Source organism: Paenibacillus sp. J22P218 (assembly GCF_056269195.1).
In genome coordinates, this window is record NZ_JBWDNL010000003.1 from 280,231 (window position 1) to 302,891 (window position 22,661).

The following is a 22,661-nucleotide window of genomic DNA, read 5'->3' on the forward strand; positions in this document are numbered from 1 at the left end:
ACTTCATTGAAAGCAACCGTGAACGTACAAGAGCACATACTCATCTGGAACCAGGCAGCGCTCAAAATCATGGATATCCGACAGATCGGCCTGCAGGCCGGCGAATCCGTGCAACCTTACCTGTTCCCTGCCAGCGCCTTTCTGTACGTAACGCATGGCAGTGCTACCCTCATATTGGACGGAAACGAGCATGCCGCAAAACGTTTCTATATGCTTCATGGAGGCAAAGGTGCCCGTCTGGATATTATTCTAGCGGATGAATCCTTTCAATATTACTTGATATTCTATAAAGCCTCCTTACCGCTATCTGCCGAGCAGCATACACTTCGACTTGTGGATCAACAATTGCCCTTCCACCTCCAGTACGGGTTTATTCCGCTCCACCCTGCCATACTCTACGAACTGGCCGAGCAAATGCTAAGCGAATGGCTTGTTCAAGGACGTTTGGAGCGACTCCATGTCAAAACACTTTTCTATCAATTCGTATATGAGTTGCTCAGGCAAATGGATCAACAGCAGGTCAGCATCATCAAGCCTAATCTCGCCTCTCAGCTTATTCGCTATATGCAGGAGCACTATGCCGAGCCATTAACCCGGGAATCACTCGCGCACACCTTTCACTACAGCGTGCCCTACCTGTCCAAGCATTTCCGACGCGAAACCGGCGCAAGTATAATCGATTACTTAATCCGCATTCGAATGAACAAAGCAAGCTCACTGCTGCAACAGACCGATTTATCTCTGCAAGAAATCGCGGCAACCGTCGGCTATGCAGACGTGTCCTATTTCATCAGAACGTTCAAAAAGCACGTCGGAGTGACACCCAAACAATTCAAGGATACGTCCGAACAAGCTGCGCGAAGCTCCTATCGTCCTATCATTAGGCTTGGATCGTCCATTGTTCCTCGCAGACTTCGTCGTTATATTGATATGAGCGATGATAATCATTATCAATATAGCGACAAAGGAGATTTACAGATGTTCAGAAGCAAATTACCTGTTGGCGTCACGTTGCTGCTGTGCCTAACTTTATTGCTCAGCGCATGCTCCGGACCAGCGAACACGAATGGCGGGAACGGCTCTAACGTTGCGGCAAGCAAAGCGGCAGTGTCAGAGAGCAATGCCAACAATTCCGGCAACGCAGCAATCGGCAATACAACCAGCAGCTCGGAGATGGTCGCATATTCCGCCGTTAACGGCGAGGTGCAAATCCCCAAAAACCCTCAAAGGATCGTTATGGTAGCAGGAGCCTTCACCGGACATTTGCTCGCGCTTGGCCTTAAGCCTGTCGGAGCCGGTGATGAGTCCTTTAACAACTATACGGAAGGAAAGCTGGACGACGTTGCGAACATTGGCAACGATGTATCCTACGAGAAAATAGTGGATCTCCAGCCGGATTTAATTGTCGTCTGGAACGACCCTGCAACGATCGAGAAGCTATCCAAAATCGCGCCGACCGTCGCCGTTGAATACGGTATACCTCTACGGGAGCAATTATGGGATTTCGGCAAGATGACAGGCAGAGAAGAGCAAGCGAAGGCCTGGATTGCACAGTGGGACGCTAAAATCGCCGAATACAAACCACTCGTGGAGCAAGCGGTAGGTGATCGCACCGTTTCGATCTTCGATTCGGGCAGCGCCAAGGAATTTTATGCCTACGGCAGCTTTGGCCGAGGTGGCGACATCATTTACGGAGAGTTCGGCCTGAAGGCACCGCCGATTATTCAGAAGGAAGCCATCGACAGCGGCCAGGGCTGGGCCAAGCTATCGCTTGAGCTGTTGCCGGAATACGCGGGAGATTATATCTTCATAAGCGGATGGACAGGCGAAGAAAATGCGGCTCCGGTTTTTGAGGGCAGCATTTGGGATAGCCTCCCCGCTGTCCAGAACAATCGCGTTTATCACGAGGACAGCCGCGGCTTCGTATTCAGTGATCCGATTTCGTTGGAAGCCCAGCTTGAATTCGTCGTGGACAGCTTAACTAAACCGGAGTGAAATGGTGAGAGGCGAGGAGCAATCCTCGCCTTTTTACGTATTTATAGAAAAGATTCCGATAGAAATAGACATATAATCCAACGTTCTAAATATAGTAACCTCTGCTAAATGATGTTATATTCATCGCGAGAGCTCTCTGCAAAGGTACATGCCCTTTTCGGCCGGAACGGGTAAAACGAACCTTATTAGGAGGAATGAATAATGAAGAAAATATTATCGCTTGTCATGGTCATCGGTTTGCTGCTCGGAATCGCTTCCCAAGCGAGCGCGGCCGACGGGGTTTACGTATTCAACCCGTATCCGAACAGCATCGGCGCGGTTCCGAATTATATCGGCATTACGAAGCCGACCGGGGCTTACAAGTACGAGCTCCGCATTCAGGAGACGAACAACGGGTCATTATCCTACTATTCGGGCATGCTCAACGTGCCGTCCAGCGGATACGACATTCGTCATACGTTATCGAACAGTACGAAGATCACGCTGGCAGGCGGAACTTTCAATATTCTCGCATCGGTTTACAACAGTTCGGGGACTCTCATCGGCAGGGATGTAATCAAGGTTACTTTCCTCTAATTTCGTAAGGGATCTATTTCCCCCGTCGGGTCAATTCCTGCGACAGAACAGCTATACTAGGGACAAAAGGGCTGGAGCGCGGTCGGGGGAAAGATTGTAACGGACATAGCTGCACCTTAAAAAGTGTTTTACCGTCTTCCTTCATTTTAACGGACATACGTGACGCTTAGCGCGCCCAAAGTGGCGGAATACCATTCATCTGGTGTTTTAAGCGTCGCTGATGTCCGTTAGAAATCCGGATTTGCGGTTTTTGCCCGATACGCGTCTCTGGTGTCCGTTAGATTTTTTTCACTCCATAAGTATTTTCAAGAATTGAGCGATGACCAAATTATAACAGCTCATCTGCTATCATTTTTGCTTGTTCTGCAAGCTTCCTCATATCATCGGCCGGAACAAGCTTAGCTAAATCGTAGGACAGTGGATTACGGGAAAACTTGTTCAATTCATCCCGAAGCAGGCTTCTTGTTTCTTCGAAGGCATCAATATAAAGTTTTTGCGGCTGCCTAGCCTCATCCAAATCATGTAAATCGACATAGCCTGATTTAAGACTCTCCAATACAATGGCTGAAAGATCGATTAGAGCACTGCAGGCAATATCAATTTCTACTCGAAACATACCGTTAGCACTTCTCCTATCAAATCCAATATTTCCGCCGTTTTTCAAATCTCCCTCAGCAAGCAGAATATCGAAACCAAAGTCCCGTAAAATCTGATTGAGCGTCACATCCTTGAAGTCCAATTGTTCCAAATAGTCTATTAATGTAAGGGAGTCATCGGAACCGCCAATCAAATCCCCCCACCATTTGCTTATGTACATGTTCATCTCCACTTTCTTTTGATGTAGAATGTTAATGCCGCCGTATAAGCCACTGGGATATTGAAAAGCAAGGCAGCTGCCATTGTGATAATCACTTTCAACTTGCGTAGGTGGCTTAACCCTCTTTGTTGCTATGCTTTTGGGGTACACTAATTTTAGTGATAAATGTCGTTGTAATTTGATATTTCCAATCAATCTAATACAGCTCGTGAAAATAAGTCTTTTATTAATGCGTCATCTTCACATGCTTCCTTAAAAGCAGTTGCAAAACTAAGTATGGCTTCTCTATTGTCTGAATAAACGCAGAACGTATCGGCTTCCGGGTCAAATCGTATGATATCAACTAAGTGAGGCATTTTTTCTTCAAGAAACACGGCTGCTAATGAACCCCAATCATAGCCATTGCCTTCGCATCCTTCTTCGGCTCGTGTTTGAAAAATTTCACGCTTATATTTTCCAACACCTAAAATCATTGATATGCTTCCATTATGATGAGCAACTAGCCCAAATGGGTTTATTTTTTCTTCAACTTCTAACAAACCCTCATCCTGTTCAACGTTAGCTATATGGATAGTTTCATTTCCTGCTCTACTAACGGCATTGAGACTCATTTTTAAAAACATACTGGCTTGTGAATCTTCAGGGTCAAGCGCTACAGATTGTTCAAAGGCAACGTATGCTTCCTTATATTCTTTAAGGTAAAAATAAGCATATCCTATTCGAAAATGCCAAAGAGGGTCGTTCTCACCTTGCTCTTGAACAGATAAAAAACATTTGATAGCTTCATTATAATTATCTTGATTATTCAATGCTCTTCCCAAATGGCAAGTCAATTCATAGTCCCTGTCTGCTTCGGGTATTTCTATAATTTTGTTAATGATTTTCTTATACTGGTTCTTGTTATGCCAAAGAGTGAGCTGTTCCAATAGATCGTTATCCATACTATTTCCCTCCCCATCACTACTACCAATCACGTTCACGAATGGCTTCTTCTATATCAATCTCGATACCAAAAAAGGCTAAAATATCTACAACAGTCTGTGCAATAGATTCTCTCGCAACTGTTTCAATTTCACTGTCATTTTCGTCAAACTCTTCTGCCAAATCATTGATTGCATGGATAGCCAAATCAAGCTCTGCCTGAATTTCTTCGATATTTTGATTTCCTTGTTCCAAGAATCCAACAACTTTAACTAGTTCAGCTTTGACTTTATCCACAAGAAAATCCGGGAAATATCTATCAATGTACATATCTTTCAAATATTCAATTGGTTTAATTGTATCTGTGGCAGTCTGCTTAAGCTTCTTTTTCTTTTGTTCGAGTTTACCTCGGCTCCAATCTAATAAGGTCAAAGTAGATCTATCTCCTGGGTCTAACTTATCTGTAATTTCAAATTCTCTTAATGCTTCCTCATATTGTTCAAGATAATAGTAGGAGTAACCCACGCGAAAATGCCAGAGAGGGTCATCCTCACCTTGTTTTGCAATAGTCAAAAGCTGTTGAAGTGCTTCATCGTAACGTTCCAGATTATTCATAGCTCTTGCCAATAAACTGGCTGTATCATAATCTCTATCTAATTCAGGAATTTCCATAATTCTATCTACTATTTTTTGATGTTCATCTTCTTGATGCCAAATAATAAGTTGTGCGAAGGAGTGTCGTTCCATCACTCTGCCTCTTTTCGGTCCGATAATGTGTTTAGCACAATTCCCCAACTTAATTATCGCGTTTTCCATAACGACCGGAAATCCGCACCATATCCTAACAGTCTGATCATTCCGAATTCCTATTCTTCCAATTATACTCCAATATAAACACAGGTGATAGATTCACTGTTCTTCATTTTCATGCAATCCGTGCAAATACGCCTCAACCGGCTAAGTCAATCCGGCAAGAAGCAGGATTGCAAAATGCGGCTGAGCAAGCATTTTAACTACTCTGTAAAAAAAATACATCGCCGTGGCGCATAGGCCACTTGGCGATGTATTCAAAATCTGCGTACTATTATTTTTTTCCTCGTTCTACTCTTCCCCAACCGCAATCGGATTCCCCTCCTAGGAGATCCAATCACTCCAACTCGATTCCATGCCAGCCACCTCGTCTATACGGTCGTCTTCACGGGCAAGATGCTGGAATGCGGAAGCCAGACTGTCCGCAAATTTTAATTGAATCGATCCATGCCGCTCGACTTGTCTAGCTGCTGCAGTCTCTTTGACGGCTTCGGGCAGCACGACAACAATCCATCGCAGGTGCGCATGTTGGAGGATCGGCAGAGCTTTCAACATCGAATCCAGAGTGGCGACCGTCCTTTCGGCGATAATCCGATTATCGATCAGAAGGTGAAAGGGCTGCGTCGCCTCTTGCAATGCCATGTGCGCATCCGCAGCGATATCCCGGAAATCCTCCATCGTTACCACCGGTTCAAAATGCGTCAAAGCCAAAATATGATTATGCACCAGCCACCCTGCTTTATAACGCATACTTAACCCCCTTTGTTATATGGTTAGATATATTGTCGACTATATGCCCAAAGCGCCTCAGCTTCTTGGCCTTCGGGTAAAGGAACGCGGAAACGCATGGAGCGGTTCTGCTTCCAATGTACCCCCGAATGCTTCTCCAAGATCAGCCGACCCAGATAAGCGCTGCCTTTGGCTATCGGTTGGCCGAACACTCGAGACAACAATCGGAACAGCAACGGCGCCTCTTGGAACAAATTCGTTCGAACCATTCCCGGATAGCAAGTATGCACGCGCAACTGCGGATGTCGCTTGGCGAGCTCGGAAGCATAGAGATCGACCGCAAGCGCTGCCTTCATCGCCGATGATAGACCGGCTTGAGGCTCAGCCCAAGAGGTCGAAGCATTCTTGTGGACACCGTTACCTCCTACCATAACGATGCATCCGTCAGGTACGATCTTATTCTGCTGAAGAAGCATCTCCGATAACGCGAATTTACTCAAATAGTTTGTCGCGAAAGTCGTCTCCAACCCTTCATTGGTCAGCCGTGCCTCTTTATCGGTAGATATCCCTCCCGCACACAGCGCCAAAGCATGAATCGGCCCTTCGAGCTGTTCCACTAATCGACGTACATCCGACATCTTGGACAGATCTGCATAGAGGTAGTCTCCCCCCAGCTCTGCGGCAATCTTCTCGCCTTGGGTTCGATTACGACCGACAATCGTTACCTCCCAACCGCGTTCCGCGGCAAAGCGCGCCGTCCCGTAACCGATTCCGCTTGTTCCTCCCGTAACTACGATTCGCATAATAGAATAGCCCCCTTATTAATTAGGATCCTAGCTATGTGGCAATTGATTTTCCATCTTCATTAATAAATGCACCATTGCACTCACCTCCTCTCCGATTGCTAGGATGCTAGCTATTAGTGAAGGCTAAAAGCCCTTATTAATAATATTCCTTATCCCCTAGGTTCTTGGCCACTCGTTGCAGCCACTGTCCCAACAAATCTCTCTCGGCTTGCGTGAACCCTTTAAGCATCTCGTTCTCGAATTGCAGAATAAGATCAACCAGCTTACCGAACACCTCGTTGCCCTTCTGCGTAAGTGTCACAACGTTAGCCCTTCCGTCCGTATGGCTAGGCTTACGGGAGATGTATGACCGAGCCTCCAGCTTATCTAATATTCCGGTCAACGTCGCGGATGTAATCCCGCTATGATGCTGGAGCTTCTGCTGCTCCAACCCTCCGGATTGAGCCAAGTAGCCCAGGATCTCGAATTGCGAAGTCGTCAGATTGAATGTGCTTAACCGCACGTCAAGCTCTTTGCGCATAATAATATAAGTTCTTTTCAAGTAAAGGACGGATTGAGACATGTGGCGGTATGGCTCCATTCTAAGATCGTGTTCATATAATTAGCATCCTAATTATATATCAGGAATTTCCAGAATGTCAAACGACTTCGCTTTATAAGCCAACATAACGGCAATCGAACCGATGAATTAACGTGCGCGTCTGCAAATCGGGTGTAAGTGATTGCGATTGGATTGTCGCTATACGAAATCCAATCGCTCCAACTGTAGAATTGGCTTATGATGCGCTTCACCGCACTGCCTATAACGCCAAGTTTTAAACCTATATTATCCCTAATTACCACATATCCTTCACTTCTTTACCACAGATACGAATCCAAGAAAGGATTGCGGAACTTCCCCTGCGGATCGCAGCTAGCTGCGAGACTTTGGAATGCTAGGCGCTTCTCATAGAGCGACTTCAAACGTTCAGGCGCCATTGTGAACACCTTCCCCCAGTGCGGGCGCGCCTCGAATGGCTCGAGCGCTGCTTCGATGATCGGCAACACACGTTCAACCGCCTCAGAATGGGGCTTCCATGTAAAATGAATGCCGATCGAATCCCGGTTGTAGTTTGGACTCATCCATAGCTGATCGGAGGCAATCGAGCGCACTTCCGAAATATAAAGAAGCGGAGCGATATGCTCCCTTATCTTGTTAATTGCCTCTAACGCAGCATAGGCTTGGCTTCGCGGCACGAAGTACTCGCTTTGCAGCTCCTCTCCCGCACTCGGAGTAAACTCCATTCGGAAATGCGGCAGCCGCTCATGCCAAGGCCCTTTTTTTCCAAGCTGCTCACTGCATGGTTCTGCAGAAATACCCGGCACGGGATGCAACGGCACAGTAGCCCTCGTCGCCCCGTAGAAGTCACCCTCAGCAAAACTATCATCCACATCGGAAAGACGTTTCAACCACCCTTGATTAAAGTGATCGCTGCTCCAATCTGTAAATAGGCTGACGCTGTACGCACTCGAGAAAATATCGTCGAAATGACTTTCCAGCCTAGATAGAGCCAGGTTCTCAAACACTTGCTGGCTGATATCAAAGCTCGGCACGATGTCCAGTGTCAGCTTCGACACGATCCCTAGCGCCCCGAGACCGACGATGGCTCCATCTGCTTCCGGCTGTTCACCGCGCGTATAACTGACCGCTTCCCCGCTTGCAGTAACAATCTCAACCGAGCGTACGGCGGTAGCGAGATTGCCATTCCGGTCCCCCGAACCATGCGTCCCCGTTGCGCAAGCGCCGGCAATCGTAATGTGCGGAAGAGAAGCCAAATTATGCAGACCATAATGATTTGCATGCAAATAACGGGCCAACTCTCCGTACCGGATACCGCCTTCCACCGTGACGGTCCCTCGCGAGGGGTCAAGCTCCAATACTTGATTCATCTTATTCAGCGAAACCAGACTGCCGGACGTATCGGCAATGCTGTTGAACGAGTGACGCGAACCAAGCGCTCTGACTTTATGACGTTTCGCCACCCATTCCTGGAGCTGCTCCATTCTGTCCGGCTCGAATAGCTCCGATGCACTGTATCTGTAATTTCCCGCCCAATTGCGTTCCTCTATCATTGTACTTTTCACTCCATTCCACGTTATGCAATGCTGACATAAAAAAACAGAGCCACGACATCCCTCTCGTCGGGCTCTGTATTTAAATTCGCTTTCTAAGCGCTTAACCCTCTCACACCGCAACCGGATTTTTACCGTAATAGACCCAATAGCGCCAGCTGTAGAATTGTTATTTCATTGGTCTGATGTATAAGGTCCAGTTTCTTCACCATGCACCACAGGAATCATCCATTGGTAATGCAGCTTGTCATGAAGCTGATACCGCTCCAAATTCGGACCTGCCGGCTCGAATCCGAACGACTGCAAAACGAGCATTAAACTAAAACAAGCGTAAGGATCGGTAGACAAGCAATCCAGGGTAACGAACAGTGTGGGCTGTAAGACTTCAAGCTCAACTTCAAGTTCGGTTTCCTGCTTCCAATCATCCGGTATGGCTGACTTCGAAGGCAAGCGAAAACCGACTTTGCCGAGCATCTCATCTCCGATTATTCGTTCCTGCCGTACATATGCCTCTTTCGCATGCAAGAGCCCTCGCTTTTCTAAGTAAGCCGAACTCTCATCTATAGCCTGTGCAAACGGATGAAGCTGGCGCTTGACACGATGCCGAAACCAAAGCATCCTCGTAGACTGGGACCATCTAACCAACTGGATATGCTCATCAACGGAATCTACACCATCTAGGTACTGTTTGGCTACATTCAGCGCCAACAGCTTCGCATCTACATCCTGCCTCCATTTGCGCAGCCATCCTGCCTGCCCCTCAGCATCCGCAGCAAGATAATGACGGATCTCGATTAGGCCAATTCCCGCTTGGCGCAGCGTATGTATCTTCAAGGCACTCGGAATCTGATCCTCCCGATAGTATCGATACCCGTTATCCGCCCGATGGTTCGGCTGGAGCAGACTTTCTTTTTCGTAATAACGAAGCGTGCTGGCAGGAAGACCCGTCCGTTCGGAAAAGCTCTGGATGGTCATGTCAGCTAACAACGGATCCCCTCCTTGCTGCTTCATCAATAGTAACTCCAAACATTCAACCGATTGCCGTCCGGATCATAGAAGTGGAATCCTTTCCAGCGCTCGCCTACTATTTCAGATACTTCGATTCCCTGTCCTTTGAGCCAATCGTTCGCCTTATACAGATCCTCTTGTTTTTTGATCCTGTAATATAACCTAGCTCCGGGATTGGCTTTTTTAGGTGATTGCTCGGCGTTCACTTTCTCCAGCCAGACGGAATCCCATGTTTCACGCATTAACGCAAATCCCTTGTCTTGAAAATTTTTCTTCGAACTTTCCCAACCGCATATACGCGAATACCAATTAATTGAAGCTTCCAGATCGGTGACACCTAACCACAAAGGCTTAGCAGCGTATTGAATGACGCGCGATTCAGGGAATTTACCTTCCAACTTCCTGTCTTCGCTTAACGTCAGGCGTACATTACCGAATGCAATAATATCGGCAGACCGCGTTCCATCGGGCATTTTCACCGGAGTGCTGCACTTGACGCCTTGATTATTGAAGTATTCTAATGTCTGATCCAGATTGGCCGTGCGAAAACAGAACCTACAATTCCCTTCAAAATAATCTTCGGACGTAAAGTGGCTTAATTCGCTTTCGAACGATTTCAGATTGGCTTGTCCAGATCCAGGCATTTTGAAGAAAGCCTTCCCGCCGACCGGCCCAACGCCCGTACCTAATAATTTCCAACCCATTTTATCGCCATACCATTCTACTGCCTCATCGAACTGATCCCATGGCACCATAATAAAACCGCCGTCAAACTTAAAATTAGGTGTCTCCATATATGCATCCCCCACTTTTTGGAATATTTCAGGTGAGATCATCATACACCTTAAAGTTACTTTAAGGTCAAGAGCTATTTCACGTTAATATGGCTTCCTAATCCATTTGGACCTCCACTTTGTCGGCAATAGCGCTATAGTGAGTAATCGTTTGACCGACTAGAGAAAATCTTAGCAGACTTTTCCGCCAATTCTCTAAACGGTTGTATTCCTCGGATCTCCGTATCCATTACGCCATTGGAATAATTTCTAAACAGAACTCCTTCGTGCAGGAGCTTAAGCATACCTTCAATATCGAATGAATTGTAGGCCTCCACATAACGTTCAATGATTTCTTTTCCGTGCTCGCTCATTATTCAATTTCCTCCTAGTCAGATTCCTTCATTCGCCTGATCCCCTGCACGATTTGCTCCTTGAGAATTTCCCGCAGCGAGTACGTAACCGGTGCCGAAGGGATATCGAATTTCAGATGGGAGTGGGGAATTTCCGTTAGCATGGTGCCGATCGGGTTGCCTTGCCGGTCATGGATTACGTTCCAAAATATTCTCGATCTGTTGTCTTCCGCACCCCATTTTTCTAGAGAGTTTCGGAAAATCAAGCGCTTGGCGATAACGAAATCATCCTCTTCGAGCTTCTCCATTGTGCTGAAAGCGGCATCTTCCAGCTGTTCGAATATGCACGGCATAAGCTGATCCAAATAAAGACCATAAGCCGCATCTTCGATTTCAGCAAAAGCGGCCGTCAATTGTTCATACATGAATTCGTACATGGACCTCCACTCGGACTCGATATAACGGTTTGCCACTTCACTAATTTCTTCGATCTCCATGTCTTGCCGGAAAATCGGTAATCCTTTCCTCACAAGCAACGCCTCCTCCTCTTCATTTCAATTCCATTTTACAACTTGTAAGCCAATTAGAAGGTTAAGCGAATAATGAGGAGGACTTTTAACTATTTTCATGGAAAACCTTATAAGCATGTTTAATCTTGGTCTAATGTAATGTGGAGAGGGATGGCGAGTTGACGAGCCCGAAAAAAATGGCGGCGAAATTCATGATTAGCGCCAGTACGATAAGAAATTACGAAGCTAAAGGCCTAATCCCTCCAGCCGAACGATCATCGAATGGCTACCGTATTTATACGGACCAGCACGCCGCCTATCTGTCATGTATCCAAGCCATGGCCCCTGCATTCGGAATGGAGGTGACGACCGAGTTGCTTCGTTGTCTCCAACGGGACAAGCCGCAAGATGCAATGTGGATCATCAGGGAAAAAGAAGTCGCTCTGTACGAGGAAAAAAAGAAATTAGAGAAGCTGATCACGGATATCCGGCTATACGCTATCGAAAATAAATCTCCGTATGCCGACGAGCCGTTCACCATCAACGAAGTTTCCGAACTAACGCAGATTCCCAAATCGACGATCCGCTACTGGGAGCAAGCAGGATATGTAACGGCGGATCGGAACCCTGAAAACGGATATCGTAGATACAGCGGATCTCATTTGTTAAAAATTAGACTAATTCAAGTGCTGCAAAGCTCCGTGTATTCAGAAGATACCGTGAATTTCAAGCAATCCATCGCCGCTACCGAGCATACGGATCTGCAGGGGCTCATGAATGTAGCTGAGAATGTCAGGACCTATCTTGATACGATTATCGAATACCAGATGTGTGGGATATCTTATTTATACCGGTTGATTCAGTTTACAAAAGCTATTTTCTAAAGCTAATTTTTGACTTCGTGTTAACTTCTCTGTCTAAAAAAATACATCGCCATGGCGCATAGGCCACTTGGCGATGTATTCAAAATCTGCATACTGCTATGCCTTACTCGTTTTTTCTTCATCCTCGCTCGCGATCGGATTCTCTCCAGCTGTCGGATTGGTTTCTGAAGTTGTTCAGAGGTACATTGAGAAGTATCGGGTGGCACTGCCGCTCATCCATCATGTTCATTGAGCTGTTGCCCGATTATACCATCCATCATTGCCACAGCCCGCAGGCACGATCTGCATGGCAAACTGTCTACGCTATTAAATTAAAAGTAAGAGAGAGCTAGAACATTAGTAAGTACCGCTCCATCAATAAAGTTTGCTTTGACCTTCGTTCGTGTATTCTTTCATTTCATTCCCGTCCCCCTCCATCGGCATTGCTTTCCCAATACTTATATAAAAAATCACTATAGTCGAATAGATTGGAGAAGAAGTACCTCTCGTTTACCTCCCTTTTTCCTATTATAGTAGTATTAGTTTGCTTACATAAAGGACAAATTAATCGCTTGCCACTCTTTAAAAAGAAGTCAGCGGAGCAACTATTAATTAGAATATCTTTCTCGCATGTTTCGCATCTCAATTCTTCTGCCTCGAACCTTTCACTTTCATTCTTTTTAGAGTTTGGCACATCATTATAAAAAATAATCTCGTATAGTAGCTGTATAGCATCTCTTACAGCAACAACATTTTTCTCAAATAGCAGCGGCAAGGAAGTAAGATCGTACCACCCTCTTGGATTTATACTCACTGCATTACCTGGAATAATATCATTTGATGAAAGAGAAAATCTTGCCGCTAATGGACGTCCATGCACGATTTCATTCCTTAAACTAATCATTTCTTTGACTTCATTACAGTTGTAAATATCAAATATAAGCTGCATTCTACCCTTCATCCAATATTGTTTCTTAACGGCCTTCAGGAAGTTGTTGTTTGAGTTTTTAGGTGCTATCTTAAACAACTTATATTTCTTCATTAACTCTGGTTCAATCTTCTTTCTTTCCTCATCATCAACAGGGGTATACTTCACTTCAAAACCTCTGCCCTTTGGAATAAACTCAACATGATGACAACCTGCCTCGATTAATTGCTTTCTGGCATCTACCCCTACTACTAAGCCCGCTTGTAAATATTCGTGCAAAATTAGGCACAAGTACTCCCAAATAGAGGCCACTCTAATTACCGAATTTTCAAAGTAGTATGCCTTCATCCTCCTATCAATATGCTTTTTTTTCGATACGGTCAGAGACTGCGCCATAGCCATGCAAAAATCATTATTATAGTAGTCCTTCAATTCCCAAAATAACGGTAATGTATATGTCATCATGCCTAAATCCGTTGCTGTTTTTGAATCGTTTTGTTCAGGCTCAAAGTCACAACGAAATTGACCCAGCATTCTATTCACTTCTTTGATGTCGTCTTCATTTAAAAGAAAATCCTCAACTGAATATATTTTATGAGTATTCTCGATCTCTTTCTTTTTCTTGAATGCTTTAAACATATTAGAATCTTCCTTCCCAAAATATATTATTGAAAAATATTAGAACTAATCTAACACTTCATTCGATTCATAAACAGGGCGAATGTATTACGAAGAACGCATATGCCACCTTAAGCAGTCCAGGATATGGAACAAGAAATAAGATGATCATTGTCACAGAAACCCTTTATTTCTTATTTCAAGTTGATTTGTTGTTGATTGAACCCTATGAATTTTCAAGTTGGTGATTTCAAATTCTGATATTTTGTTCGTCCAATGCTAGTTAACTAATGGGAAAAAAAGAAGGCCGGTCAGCACCTCGGAAGGAGGGGAAGACTGGCCATTTGTTTTTCTATGCAGAGCATTGTGAAGCATGCAAACGTGCATCCGGTACAACCATACTGAAAGTATTTTCACGATCTAAGTGTTGACTCCGTGTTGACCTGCAGTCCATTCAAATACATTGCAAGGCATACGAACCTGATGGCGATGTATTCAGGACCTTTATACTGCTATTCGACTTTCGGCGCTTATTCATTTCCAACGGCTATCGCGTTGTCAGAGTAAGAAATCCAATTACTCCAGCTGTCGGTTATGCTCTGGAAGTGTTTTCAATGAAAGCCATCGGTAAGCAACTCGGCCGTCATCATTGTACTATCGCACGAGAGAACTAACAAAGTCTGAGCGATCAGCGAGACGAAGCCGCAACTGTACAAGAAGCCACCTGCAGGTCACTCTCAGATAATGTTTGTTTCCCCATCTAGTATAACAGTCAAAATTAACGGAGGTAATTTTGGGAATAGAAAAAAAGTATTACTTAGATACAAATATTGTATACAGTCTAATTAATCATTTAGACAAATTCAATAAAAATGAGGTATTTATATCTTTATTGGTGTTTTGGGAAATGGTTTCAGGTGTAAATAGTGACGATACTTTTAGGCGAAGAAAGTCAGCAGTTCAAAAAATTAAAATGAGTGGATTGAAAATATATCCTTACCTAAAGGTTGAGTGCATAGCTCTAGCTTTTAGTCTCGATATATCGGATCATCCAGATGTATTGAAATATAAGAAAGAGCTTTGGAGACGAGTTGAAATTATTCTAGAAAGTGAGTCATATGAAGAATACAAAATTAATTTAAAAAGAAATGATATTGAAATCGAAAAGATTATGGAATTCGAGAAAAATCAAGAAGAAGAAATTCGACTTCGTTTAAGTTTCTTAAATAGGCAGCAGGCTCAATTTCTTAAAGAGAAGGAAGAAAGAAGATTAATAGAACCAGAATTCTTTTCGATAACACCAGAATACCTACTTAGTTTAGAAATTGGGAATGACCTTTCTAATGAGAAATTAAAGAAAACTTTGCTAAACATATTGACGACTTTTAGGATTGAGTTTTCTGAGGAAGATCTGAAAGATCATCTAAATAAATATGATGGAAGTTTGACACCATATTACTTAGGTCTTGATTTTTATGCGTGCAAACGAGGTAAAAAGGGCGAAGAATCACAACGAAATGACTACACTGATTTGGGCCATCTTTTATATCTAAGAGGTGAACATGATATTATTGTATCAGTTGATAATATATACAAATATAGCACATTACCACATCAACAAATGAGACTTGAAGAATTTAAAAGCCTCTACAACCTAAAGTGTTGATGACATTACCACCTTTAAGCCAGCAGTTAGTTAGGACTGCTGGCTTTTTTATGCTTTGGAGTTCGCTATAAGGTGATTCCCATTCCATTGTCAACGCATGACCAGCCTAGCGGTTAGCAATGATTCTTTGAGAAACCGCCACAGGCTATTGTCCTGCATTTGCGACAGAAAAGGCGTACATTGGGTACTGTAGTTCCCAAAACGATAAACACGTTATTGTCACCTGTAATAAGATTTATGGTTCGCTTCACTGTTACATGCTCATTAAATTCATTATTTTCCTAGACCTCAAAACATATAAGTACTTCGTAGTTACCAGCGGAAATTCCAGTAGACCCGCTAACACCGTCGATCGACATAAGTTCACCGCTACAATTAGGAGAGTTTGTAGCACACAGCGTTCTTGAGATGGTGCTGCAATAGGAATGCAAATAAGTTCTATACTTGGTCATAGTCACCACCCTCACTTTTCAATTTGTAGTTGTTCCGCAGCCATAGAGAACTGCGGGACATTGAGCTTCAACACTTTAGAACTCTTGTACCTTTATTCCCAAGACAAAGATGAACATCTGGACGGACGAGCAATTCGTAGAGTTCCTTAACTATGCTAAGCAGTATCGCTACTTCATGATTATTCTACTTGCTGCCACTTGCGGCTTGCGTGGGGCGAAGATATCGATCTTCGCTGGGAAGATGTAGACCTAGTCAAACGCACAATCAATATCGTGCAGTCGTACGCTCGTGGAGAGCGCGGGCATATCTCCCAAGATCTAAGACGAAAGCCAGTAACCGTACAATCGCGTTGCCACAGATCGCAATCGACGCACTGAAAAAACAAAAAGTCCTGCTTGCGCAGGACAAACTCGCTGCTGGAGCCAAGTACAACGACCATGGTCTGGTCACGCAAACCAAATTCGGTTGCCCTGTAAGCCCCTACTACTTCGAATCTCGTTGGCTGGTTATGCTTCGAAAGTTAGGGCTTCCTAAGCTGCACTTTCACGACCTCAGACACACCCATGCCAGTTTATTGATATTAAAGAGTATGAGCTCTAAAATTGTAAGCGAGAGGCTTGGTCATGCATCCGTCGGTATCACTTTGGATGGGTACAGCCATACGTATGGGATCGACTACAACACTGCAGATGAAATGAATAAAATATAAATCGATAAGATATGTGCTTAATAAATTGCTATTCATCTATTCAATATATCTAATCATGATATACTTAATTTAAATCTTTTTGTATGGGAGTAAAAAATCCAATATGACATCAATTGAGTCAACATTGATAGCGACAACTATCGCAAGTTTGACCGCTATTTTCGCTCAAATCATCTCTCACTATTTCTCTCGTAAAAGGGAGACAGAGAAAGCTAATAGAGAAATTTATCAAAATCTATATTCAAACATTCAACACAAGCTTGAGTTTTATTTGATGTTAAGTACAAATAACCGTGATGATAAGATTCTCGATACAGTCAAGCCTGAAAAACTTAAAGAAGATATTCTTGAACATGTAATTAAAAACCAAATGTATTTATCCAATAGAACTATAAAAGTTCTAAGTTTATTGGAAAGCTATGATTATATAAGAGATTCGGAATTCTTTAAAGAAGTAAACACAATTCGCCTATTCGTAGAGTTACTTGATGATTTGTATAAATTGTCTCGCAAACTAAAGATATTTGATGAAGGCACCACTAGAAGTATCATTAAAACCAAAACAAATTACTACATTTGGTTTATGATGTTGTTCTACACGAAAAAAATTGATAAATCATTATTAATAATGAAATATACTCGTTATTTCAAACAAAATACATTCTATAGAAACTCTGAATTTAAACGAATTAGACGCTTTAGACAAAAGCAATATAATTCCACAAAACGTAAAGACCTTCTTGATCCACAACTAGAGAATACAAGAACATTGCAAGCAAGAGAATTCTTGACTTTCGTTACACGAAACGAGGAGAAAGAAAAGCTGATTAATCAATTCAATAAAATAATGAGTTGATCATTCGTTGAATCGTTATCTATTTGTTGATTATGAGGATATACTCATAATCAGGGTCGGTTAGCCACTTTCCAGAGGAGGGGCTGACCGGCCTTCATTGTGTGCGTACAGTAGCAAGGATGTACGGTCACAATGAGCTATAAGACGTACCTGAGATCATACAAATAACTCGGTCCGAAGCTTCATAATAACGCTTATAAGGAGCAAGCGTTATTCCGTGTTGACTTCGAGCATAAAAATACATCGCCTAAGGCACGGAGCCTAAATGGCGATGTATCCATCGATAAACCATTATTATACGTCTATTTGACCTTCCTCGTCTCCAATGGCAATCGGATTCTCACTATACGAGATCCAATCGCTCCAGCTCCCCGCATACAGCCGCACCTTGTTAAAGCCCGCTTCCTGCAGGGCGATAACATTAGGTGTCGCGGTTACGCCTGAGCCGCAGTAGACGATAAACTCGCGGTCGCGGTCGAGATCGGCGAAGCGGTCGGCTTGAGCCGCAGAGTCCTTCCAAGCGCCGGACTCAGCGAGGCCTTCCTTCCAGAAGCGGTTGATCGCTCCGGGAATGTGACCGGCGACGCGGTCGATCGGCTCGACTTCGCCGCGGTAGCGCGGAGCTTCCCGCGAATCGATGAGCGTCACGCCTTCGCTGCCGAGCAAATCCTTCACTTCATCCATCTCAATCAGCATGCTGTGCTGTACCGTTGCGAGATACGTCGCAGGCTGCGCTTCAGTCCGCTCGGACGATACCGGCAGATCCTGCTTTACCCAAGCCGAGAACCCCTTGTCCAGCACATAGACCTGCTCATGACCGAGATACTTCAGAAGCCACCATAAGCGGGAAGCCATTGCTCCGCCTTGATCGTCATAAGCGACCACAACCGAATCGTTGCTTATGCCAGCCCTGCCGAACGTAACCGTCATTGCGAATATATCCGGCAGCGGATGGCGTCCCCCGACCTCTTCAACCTCCCCGGACAGATCCTTCTCCAAGTCCATATAGACAGCTCCCGGAATATGCGACTCCTCGTAAGCTTTGCTCCCTGCCGTGGGATCGTCCAATCGGAAACGGCAATCCGTAATAACGAGATTCGTATCCCCCATCTTCTCCTGCAGCCATTCCAACGATACGATATTATTCATTTTGCTTCTCCTCTTTCGTTCAAAAATTTCACCTATATCTATAGTATAGTTTACAGATTCAATCTTCAATGGAACGATTCCTCTTCCTATCCTCCCACATCTTGGATTGAACGACAAAAAGCCCGAAGCGTCAACGCGCTTCGGGCTCGATGCCTTCAAGGTTCCCCTCAACCAATATGCCGCCAACCGCCGTAAGCCGAGATGTCTTCGGCATCCTGCTCGGCATAGCCTTCGCATATAAAACCGGGAATTTGCGTCCCATCCTCCAGCTCTACTTTCCCGATGCCGAGCGGCGCAGGTATAAGCGCCGCGAATGCCCCGAAAGCGGCGGCCGGCATTTCCCACACTTCTAACTGAAAGGCATGTCCGCCCTCCTGCCGTTTAATCAAGCCTGGCTTAGGCGGCGCGGTCGCCAATTTCACCATTGCATATTTGGCAGCCGTTGCCGCTTCGCGCACGAACCGGGCGCCATGCTCTTGCATCTGCTTCTCCAGCGGAAATCCCCGCATATGCAAGCCGCATACCGCAACGGAAATCATAGCCTGCTCCGGACTGCTCGCAGGCGTTATCCGTCCATGAATAATCATCTCCGCCGTACCGGTAACAAGAGATTCTTCCTCTGCCAGCGCGAACAGCGTGATCCCGAACGGCAGCGACGGAGCAGCTTCTCCCGCAGGAATGGCTACGGCGCATAGGTCAAGCAAATTGCAATGGTTCGTATATCGCCCCATATTCGAGTTCGTGCCGATCGGGTCCAATCTCACCTGCTCGCGCAAATACGTACCGCCGCATGTCGGCATAATCATCACGGCGTTGTCCAGCAGCTTCCTTGCAGCGAGCTTATACTGCTGCAGCTCATGCATCGCTTTAAACACGGAAGCGGCAGTCTGCTTCTCCGACGCCCCGGAGCGCAGGATTTGCTCTGTCGTCCCGAACACCGCTTCCGGATTGGCCTCCACAAACTCGCTCAAGCTTGCCCAACGCTCCGCCACCCACGGACCGTCGTACAGCAACGCCGCCGTCCGGCCGAATAATTCATAATCGATATAGGCAATTGGCAGATCAAGCTTTGTAATGCGATCGACCGCCGCATCCCATGCATCGCTATATTCAGCCGCATAAGGTCCGTAGAACTGTGGCGGGTCGACCGGCAAATAAACCTTTTGCGGCAGTCTAGACGCCGCTCGCTCCACGCTGCGAGACCAAGGATCGGATGCATCCAAGCCTCGTGCATACGTATCAACCTTAAGCGCATCCTCCAGCGAATGGGCAAACACATTCACGCAATCGAGGCTGGCGCATGCCGGGACGACGCCCTTGGTCGGCCAAGCCCCCAGGCTCGGCTTATAGCCGACAAGATTGTTCAGCGCGGCGGGAACACGTCCGGATCCCGCCGTATCCGTGCCGAAAGAAAAGGCGGCATGGCCGCGTGCGACCGCGACAGCCGAGCCCGAGCTCGAACCGCCGCTAATCAGCTCGGGACGCAAAGCGTTATGCGTTTCTCCGTATGGACTTCGAACGCCTACTAGACCCGTCGCGAATTGGTCCAAATTGGTTTTGCCCAGCGGAATCGCCCCTGCGTCGATCATTCGCCGTACGACTGTCGCGTGCTCGGTCGGCTCATAGGAATAGGCAGGGCAGGCTGCCGTCGTTACGACTTGAGCCACATCGATGTTATCCTTAATCGCAAACGGTATGCCCCATAAAGGCAGATCTCGTGATTCCGTTCCTTCCAATCGCGCTAGATACGGCTCCAACGCTTCGATAGTAGGAGGGGTAATCCAAATATTCATAGCCGAATCCGCTTGGACACGGTTTATAATCTCTTGGATGACATCCCTGGGCGTAATCGCTTTACTCGCATATAGCTCCTGAAGCACACCGATCGTTAGCTCGAATGGAATAGTCGGCTTGCTCATCGTTTCACTCTCCCCCGTCATTTGGGCCTCATCTCGTTAAGCTTGACGGCCAAATACAACTGAAATAGATCATCGCCGTCATCGATGTTAATGCCCAATATTTCGCATACCCGGTCGACTCTATAAGAAACGGTATTGTAATGCGTAATAAGCTCCGCGGCCGTCTTCTTCAGATTGCGGTTATATTTGAAATACACCTTGATCGTTTCATAAAATTGCGAATTATGCTTCTGGTCGTATTCGAGCAACGGTACGATATACTGATCGCGGAAGCTCATGACCTCCTCCGTGTCCGGGAGATGATACAGCAGCTGATAAACGCCAAGTCCTTTGTAATCAATATAAGGCTCGTCATAGTTGCAAATAGCGCTAATATGGTTAATTTTCTTGGCATCATCGTAGCTTTCCCATACCCGGTCCGGACGATTGACCGTCTTGCCAACGCATAGCGAGAAGCCCTGCGAGCCGAATTGGGATCGCAGCTCTTCCGCGATTCGGTCAAGCGTCGTTCGCTGCGGGGTTTGCGGAGAACCTGGAATGAGGATGACTAGCTCCCCTTCCAACAGAGTGGCCTGCAAGCCCTCGCACGGCGACTTGGTTCGAAGACGTCTGACGGCCTGCAGCAACTGCTTAGCAGGAGGCTTCCCGACTATCCAGCGTACAAGCCCCACGTACATATTCTGATAATCGTCCAGCGAACTGCCCGACGCTTCCGCCCTTATTCTCAGATCCTCCATGGTCACGATTCTTCCCGAAATCCAATCTTGGAGAAACTGATCGATATATTTCAATTCAACCTCTCGTCTAGCGTTCGCGTTGATCATCTCCAGCCCGACGAGAATGCCTACACGATCGATCGTCAACTGATCGACCACGGAATGCTCCTGATTCCACTCTAATAGAATCAGCAAACATTTCTCATGCCGCTTATCGTTGACTTCGGATACATATACGCGAATGCGGCGATCGCCTATCGTGATGAAGCTGACTCCGAGATTCGATTCAAGCCGCAGTCGAGACCACAACGCGGTATCCTTAGCCTGCTCCAATCGCTCTGCTTGTGGAGACAGAAACAGCTGATCGGAATCATCGAGAAGAACAATCGGATTATTAAGCATGCCGTCCAGCGTCTGCATGAACTCCTCGATTCCTTTACCATAGAGGAGCTGTTGGGACAGCTTCTGGAATCGGCTTTGCAGGAGCGACAGCTCCCTCGCCTCCGTAACGAGCACCCGCTCCATAATGTCCCGAACAACATCCGAGAACACCGTCGAAGCCGGGAGCTCGAACACGGGAAAGTCCAGCTGGTTGGCAAGCTCAAGCGCCCGCGGCGGTATTTGCTCGATAAACCGTTTTGTTTTGATGCCAAGAGCCGCAACGCCTTTCTCGGCCAACTGCGGAATGATGTCGGCGATTACCTCCGGCTGATCGCGGAAAGGGAATCCGCTCGTGATCAGAAATTCCCCTGGTCGAACCCAATCAATAACATCCGGCACTTCCATCACGTTCACCCGGTTAATGCTCCGATGCATGCCTCCGGTTCCGGCCAATACAACCGCTTCCTTGAAACCGGGCATTAACAAAATGTCCCCGCATGTAATACCCGCCTGATTGTTATTCGCCATGGCTGTTCCCCGCAATCTTATTTCTTAATGGAATAGACGTCTTCCACGAGAGTCGTGTTAAAGAAAGAGTTAGCCGGCACATCCTGCTCAACAGGCAGGAACACGCTGATCTGCTCCGTCGGCTGATCATCGTCATTCGCTACGGAATGAACGACTCCCGCAGGTACGTGGAACGTATCTCCGGCTTTGTAGCTTTTCCATTCGCCATTGCATAGGAGCTTAACTTTGCCGACCGTAATATATATAATTTCAGCGACATCATGGTAATGCGGCAGCACTTGCCCGCCGACGCCGATTTTCTCCCATAGAATCGAGCTTGAACGAATGCCCAGCTTATCGGCCTGAGCAGCAGAAACGATTTCGCGGTGATAGAGATGGATATGATCCGGCATAAGCCCCCAAGCCATCTCTTCTCCTACCATTACCTCTGTCTTGTTTGCGTTGATCATATCGTTAGTCTCCTGTC

Annotated in this window: 22 protein-coding genes; 6 read left to right on the forward strand and 16 right to left on the reverse strand. The window is 45.9% G+C overall.

Annotated features, from left to right (window positions below):
- The first annotated feature begins 6 nt into the window (after window positions 1–6).
- Window positions 7–1,995, forward strand: a complete 1,989-nt coding sequence (locus AC0YN0_RS15920) for an ABC transporter substrate-binding protein (protein ID WP_475822128.1) — start codon at window positions 7–9, stop codon at window positions 1,993–1,995.
- Between the two features lie 201 nt (window positions 1,996–2,196).
- Window positions 2,197–2,571 (forward strand): hypothetical protein, encoded by a 375-nt coding sequence (locus tag AC0YN0_RS15925; RefSeq protein ID WP_475822129.1) that lies wholly within the window; start codon window positions 2,197–2,199, stop codon window positions 2,569–2,571.
- Between the two features lie 328 nt (window positions 2,572–2,899).
- Here the strand turns inward: AC0YN0_RS15925 and AC0YN0_RS15930 are convergent, their stop codons facing one another.
- The 11 genes from AC0YN0_RS15930 to AC0YN0_RS15980 all read right to left on the reverse strand — a co-directional run bounded on the left by AC0YN0_RS15930 (window position 2,900) and on the right by AC0YN0_RS15980 (window position 11,430).
- Window positions 2,900–3,583: an imm68 putative immunity domain-containing protein gene (locus tag AC0YN0_RS15930; protein ID WP_475822130.1), complete on the reverse strand. Its 684-nt coding sequence runs from the start codon at window positions 3,581–3,583 to the stop codon at window positions 2,900–2,902.
- Entirely contained in the window at window positions 3,580–4,329 is a 750-nt protein-coding gene (locus tag AC0YN0_RS15935) for an immunity 51 family protein (protein ID WP_475822131.1), read from the reverse strand. Before AC0YN0_RS15935 ends, AC0YN0_RS15930 begins: the two co-directional genes overlap by 4 nt.
- 22 nt (window positions 4,330–4,351) lie before the next feature.
- Window positions 4,352–5,056: a DUF5713 family protein gene (locus AC0YN0_RS15940; protein WP_475822132.1), complete on the reverse strand. Its 705-nt coding sequence runs from the start codon at window positions 5,054–5,056 to the stop codon at window positions 4,352–4,354.
- Between the two features lie 387 nt (window positions 5,057–5,443).
- A complete protein-coding gene (locus AC0YN0_RS15945) occupies window positions 5,444–5,845 on the reverse strand; it encodes a hypothetical protein (RefSeq protein ID WP_475822133.1) in 402 nt (133 codons plus the stop codon).
- A 47-nt stretch (window positions 5,846–5,892) separates the two neighbouring features.
- Window positions 5,893–6,651: an SDR family NAD(P)-dependent oxidoreductase gene (locus AC0YN0_RS15950; protein ID WP_475822134.1), complete on the reverse strand. Its 759-nt coding sequence runs from the start codon at window positions 6,649–6,651 to the stop codon at window positions 5,893–5,895.
- A 139-nt stretch (window positions 6,652–6,790) separates the two neighbouring features.
- Window positions 6,791–7,216 (reverse strand): MarR family winged helix-turn-helix transcriptional regulator, encoded by a 426-nt coding sequence (locus AC0YN0_RS15955; protein WP_475822135.1) that lies wholly within the window; start codon window positions 7,214–7,216, stop codon window positions 6,791–6,793.
- 296 nt (window positions 7,217–7,512) lie between these two features.
- Window positions 7,513–8,766 carry an FAD-binding protein gene (locus tag AC0YN0_RS15960; RefSeq protein ID WP_475822136.1) on the reverse strand — a complete coding sequence of 418 codons (1,254 nt, stop codon included), beginning with the start codon at window positions 8,764–8,766 and terminating at the stop codon, window positions 7,513–7,515.
- 174 nt (window positions 8,767–8,940) lie between these two features.
- Complete coding sequence (locus AC0YN0_RS15965; protein ID WP_475822137.1) at window positions 8,941–9,777, reverse strand: helix-turn-helix domain-containing protein; 837 nt, start codon at window positions 9,775–9,777, stop codon at window positions 8,941–8,943.
- A complete protein-coding gene (locus AC0YN0_RS15970) occupies window positions 9,777–10,613 on the reverse strand; it encodes a VOC family protein (RefSeq protein WP_475822138.1) in 837 nt (278 codons plus the stop codon). Before AC0YN0_RS15970 ends, AC0YN0_RS15965 begins: the two co-directional genes overlap by 1 nt.
- An 89-nt stretch (window positions 10,614–10,702) precedes the next feature.
- Complete coding sequence (locus AC0YN0_RS15975) at window positions 10,703–10,921, reverse strand: nuclear transport factor 2-like protein (protein WP_475822139.1); 219 nt, start codon at window positions 10,919–10,921, stop codon at window positions 10,703–10,705.
- 14 nt (window positions 10,922–10,935) lie between these two features.
- Complete coding sequence (locus AC0YN0_RS15980) at window positions 10,936–11,430, reverse strand: DUF6022 family protein (protein ID WP_475822140.1); 495 nt, start codon at window positions 11,428–11,430, stop codon at window positions 10,936–10,938.
- A 158-nt stretch (window positions 11,431–11,588) separates the two neighbouring features.
- Between AC0YN0_RS15980 and AC0YN0_RS15985 the strand changes: the two genes are divergently transcribed.
- Complete coding sequence (locus tag AC0YN0_RS15985) at window positions 11,589–12,293, forward strand: MerR family DNA-binding transcriptional regulator (protein WP_475822141.1); 705 nt, start codon at window positions 11,589–11,591, stop codon at window positions 12,291–12,293.
- 397 nt (window positions 12,294–12,690) lie between these two features.
- On the opposite strand, the gene AC0YN0_RS15990 is transcribed toward AC0YN0_RS15985, so the two are convergent.
- Complete coding sequence (locus AC0YN0_RS15990; RefSeq protein ID WP_475822142.1) at window positions 12,691–13,839, reverse strand: hypothetical protein; 1,149 nt, start codon at window positions 13,837–13,839, stop codon at window positions 12,691–12,693.
- A 772-nt stretch (window positions 13,840–14,611) separates the two neighbouring features.
- Here AC0YN0_RS15990 and AC0YN0_RS15995 point away from each other — a divergent pair.
- The 3 genes from AC0YN0_RS15995 (at window position 14,612) to AC0YN0_RS16005 (ending at window position 17,502) form a co-directional block, all read left to right on the forward strand.
- A complete protein-coding gene (locus AC0YN0_RS15995) occupies window positions 14,612–15,484 on the forward strand; it encodes a hypothetical protein (RefSeq protein ID WP_475822143.1) in 873 nt (290 codons plus the stop codon).
- 661 nt (window positions 15,485–16,145) lie between these two features.
- Window positions 16,146–16,646: a site-specific integrase gene (locus AC0YN0_RS16000; RefSeq protein WP_475822513.1), complete on the forward strand. Its 501-nt coding sequence runs from the start codon at window positions 16,146–16,148 to the stop codon at window positions 16,644–16,646.
- 103 nt (window positions 16,647–16,749) lie between these two features.
- On the forward strand, window positions 16,750–17,502 hold the full coding sequence (locus tag AC0YN0_RS16005; protein ID WP_475822144.1) for a hypothetical protein: 753 nt from the start codon (window positions 16,750–16,752) through the stop codon (window positions 17,500–17,502).
- Window positions 17,503–17,796: 294 nt separating this feature from the next.
- Here AC0YN0_RS16005 and AC0YN0_RS16010 read toward each other — a convergent pair whose 3' ends face one another.
- From AC0YN0_RS16010 to AC0YN0_RS16025, 4 genes are all read right to left on the reverse strand, one after another.
- A complete protein-coding gene (locus AC0YN0_RS16010; protein ID WP_475822145.1) occupies window positions 17,797–18,651 on the reverse strand; it encodes a sulfurtransferase in 855 nt (284 codons plus the stop codon).
- 167 nt (window positions 18,652–18,818) lie between these two features.
- Entirely contained in the window at window positions 18,819–20,570 is a 1,752-nt protein-coding gene (atzF, locus tag AC0YN0_RS16015; RefSeq protein WP_475822146.1) for an allophanate hydrolase, read from the reverse strand.
- Window positions 20,571–20,587: 17 nt separating this feature from the next.
- Window positions 20,588–22,195: a PucR family transcriptional regulator gene (locus AC0YN0_RS16020; protein WP_475822147.1), complete on the reverse strand. Its 1,608-nt coding sequence runs from the start codon at window positions 22,193–22,195 to the stop codon at window positions 20,588–20,590.
- Window positions 22,196–22,212: 17 nt separating this feature from the next.
- Window positions 22,213–22,644 (reverse strand): cupin domain-containing protein, encoded by a 432-nt coding sequence (locus AC0YN0_RS16025; RefSeq protein ID WP_337100498.1) that lies wholly within the window; start codon window positions 22,642–22,644, stop codon window positions 22,213–22,215.
- Between the last annotated feature and the right edge of the window lie 17 nt (window positions 22,645–22,661).

Excerpts from the sequence above, each read along its gene's own strand:
- AC0YN0_RS15925 (WP_475822129.1), top strand. The coding sequence starts at position 2,197 with ATGAAGAAAATATTATCGCTTGTCATGGTCATCGGTTTGCTGCTCGGA.
- AC0YN0_RS15935 (WP_475822131.1), bottom strand. The coding sequence starts at position 4,329 with ATGGATAACGATCTATTGGAACAGCTCACTCTTTGGCATAACAAGAAC.
- AC0YN0_RS15940 (WP_475822132.1), bottom strand. The coding sequence starts at position 5,056 with ATGGAACGACACTCCTTCGCACAACTTATTATTTGGCATCAAGAAGAT.
- AC0YN0_RS15950 (WP_475822134.1), bottom strand. The coding sequence starts at position 6,651 with ATGCGAATCGTAGTTACGGGAGGAACAAGCGGAATCGGTTACGGGACG.
- AC0YN0_RS15955 (WP_475822135.1), bottom strand. The coding sequence starts at position 7,216 with ATGTCTCAATCCGTCCTTTACTTGAAAAGAACTTATATTATTATGCGC.
- AC0YN0_RS15960 (WP_475822136.1), bottom strand. The coding sequence starts at position 8,766 with ATGATAGAGGAACGCAATTGGGCGGGAAATTACAGATACAGTGCATCG.
- AC0YN0_RS15965 (WP_475822137.1), bottom strand. The coding sequence starts at position 9,777 with ATGAAGCAGCAAGGAGGGGATCCGTTGTTAGCTGACATGACCATCCAG.
- AC0YN0_RS15970 (WP_475822138.1), bottom strand. The coding sequence starts at position 10,613 with ATGATGATCTCACCTGAAATATTCCAAAAAGTGGGGGATGCATATATG.
- AC0YN0_RS15975 (WP_475822139.1), bottom strand. The coding sequence starts at position 10,921 with ATGAGCGAGCACGGAAAAGAAATCATTGAACGTTATGTGGAGGCCTAC.
- AC0YN0_RS15990 (WP_475822142.1), bottom strand. The coding sequence starts at position 13,839 with ATGTTTAAAGCATTCAAGAAAAAGAAAGAGATCGAGAATACTCATAAA.
- AC0YN0_RS16005 (WP_475822144.1), top strand. The coding sequence starts at position 16,750 with ATGACATCAATTGAGTCAACATTGATAGCGACAACTATCGCAAGTTTG.
- AC0YN0_RS16010 (WP_475822145.1), bottom strand. The coding sequence starts at position 18,651 with ATGAATAATATCGTATCGTTGGAATGGCTGCAGGAGAAGATGGGGGAT.
- atzF (WP_475822146.1), bottom strand. The coding sequence starts at position 20,570 with ATGAGCAAGCCGACTATTCCATTCGAGCTAACGATCGGTGTGCTTCAG.
- AC0YN0_RS16020 (WP_475822147.1), bottom strand. The coding sequence starts at position 22,195 with ATGGCGAATAACAATCAGGCGGGTATTACATGCGGGGACATTTTGTTA.
- AC0YN0_RS16025 (WP_337100498.1), bottom strand. The coding sequence starts at position 22,644 with ATGATCAACGCAAACAAGACAGAGGTAATGGTAGGAGAAGAGATGGCT.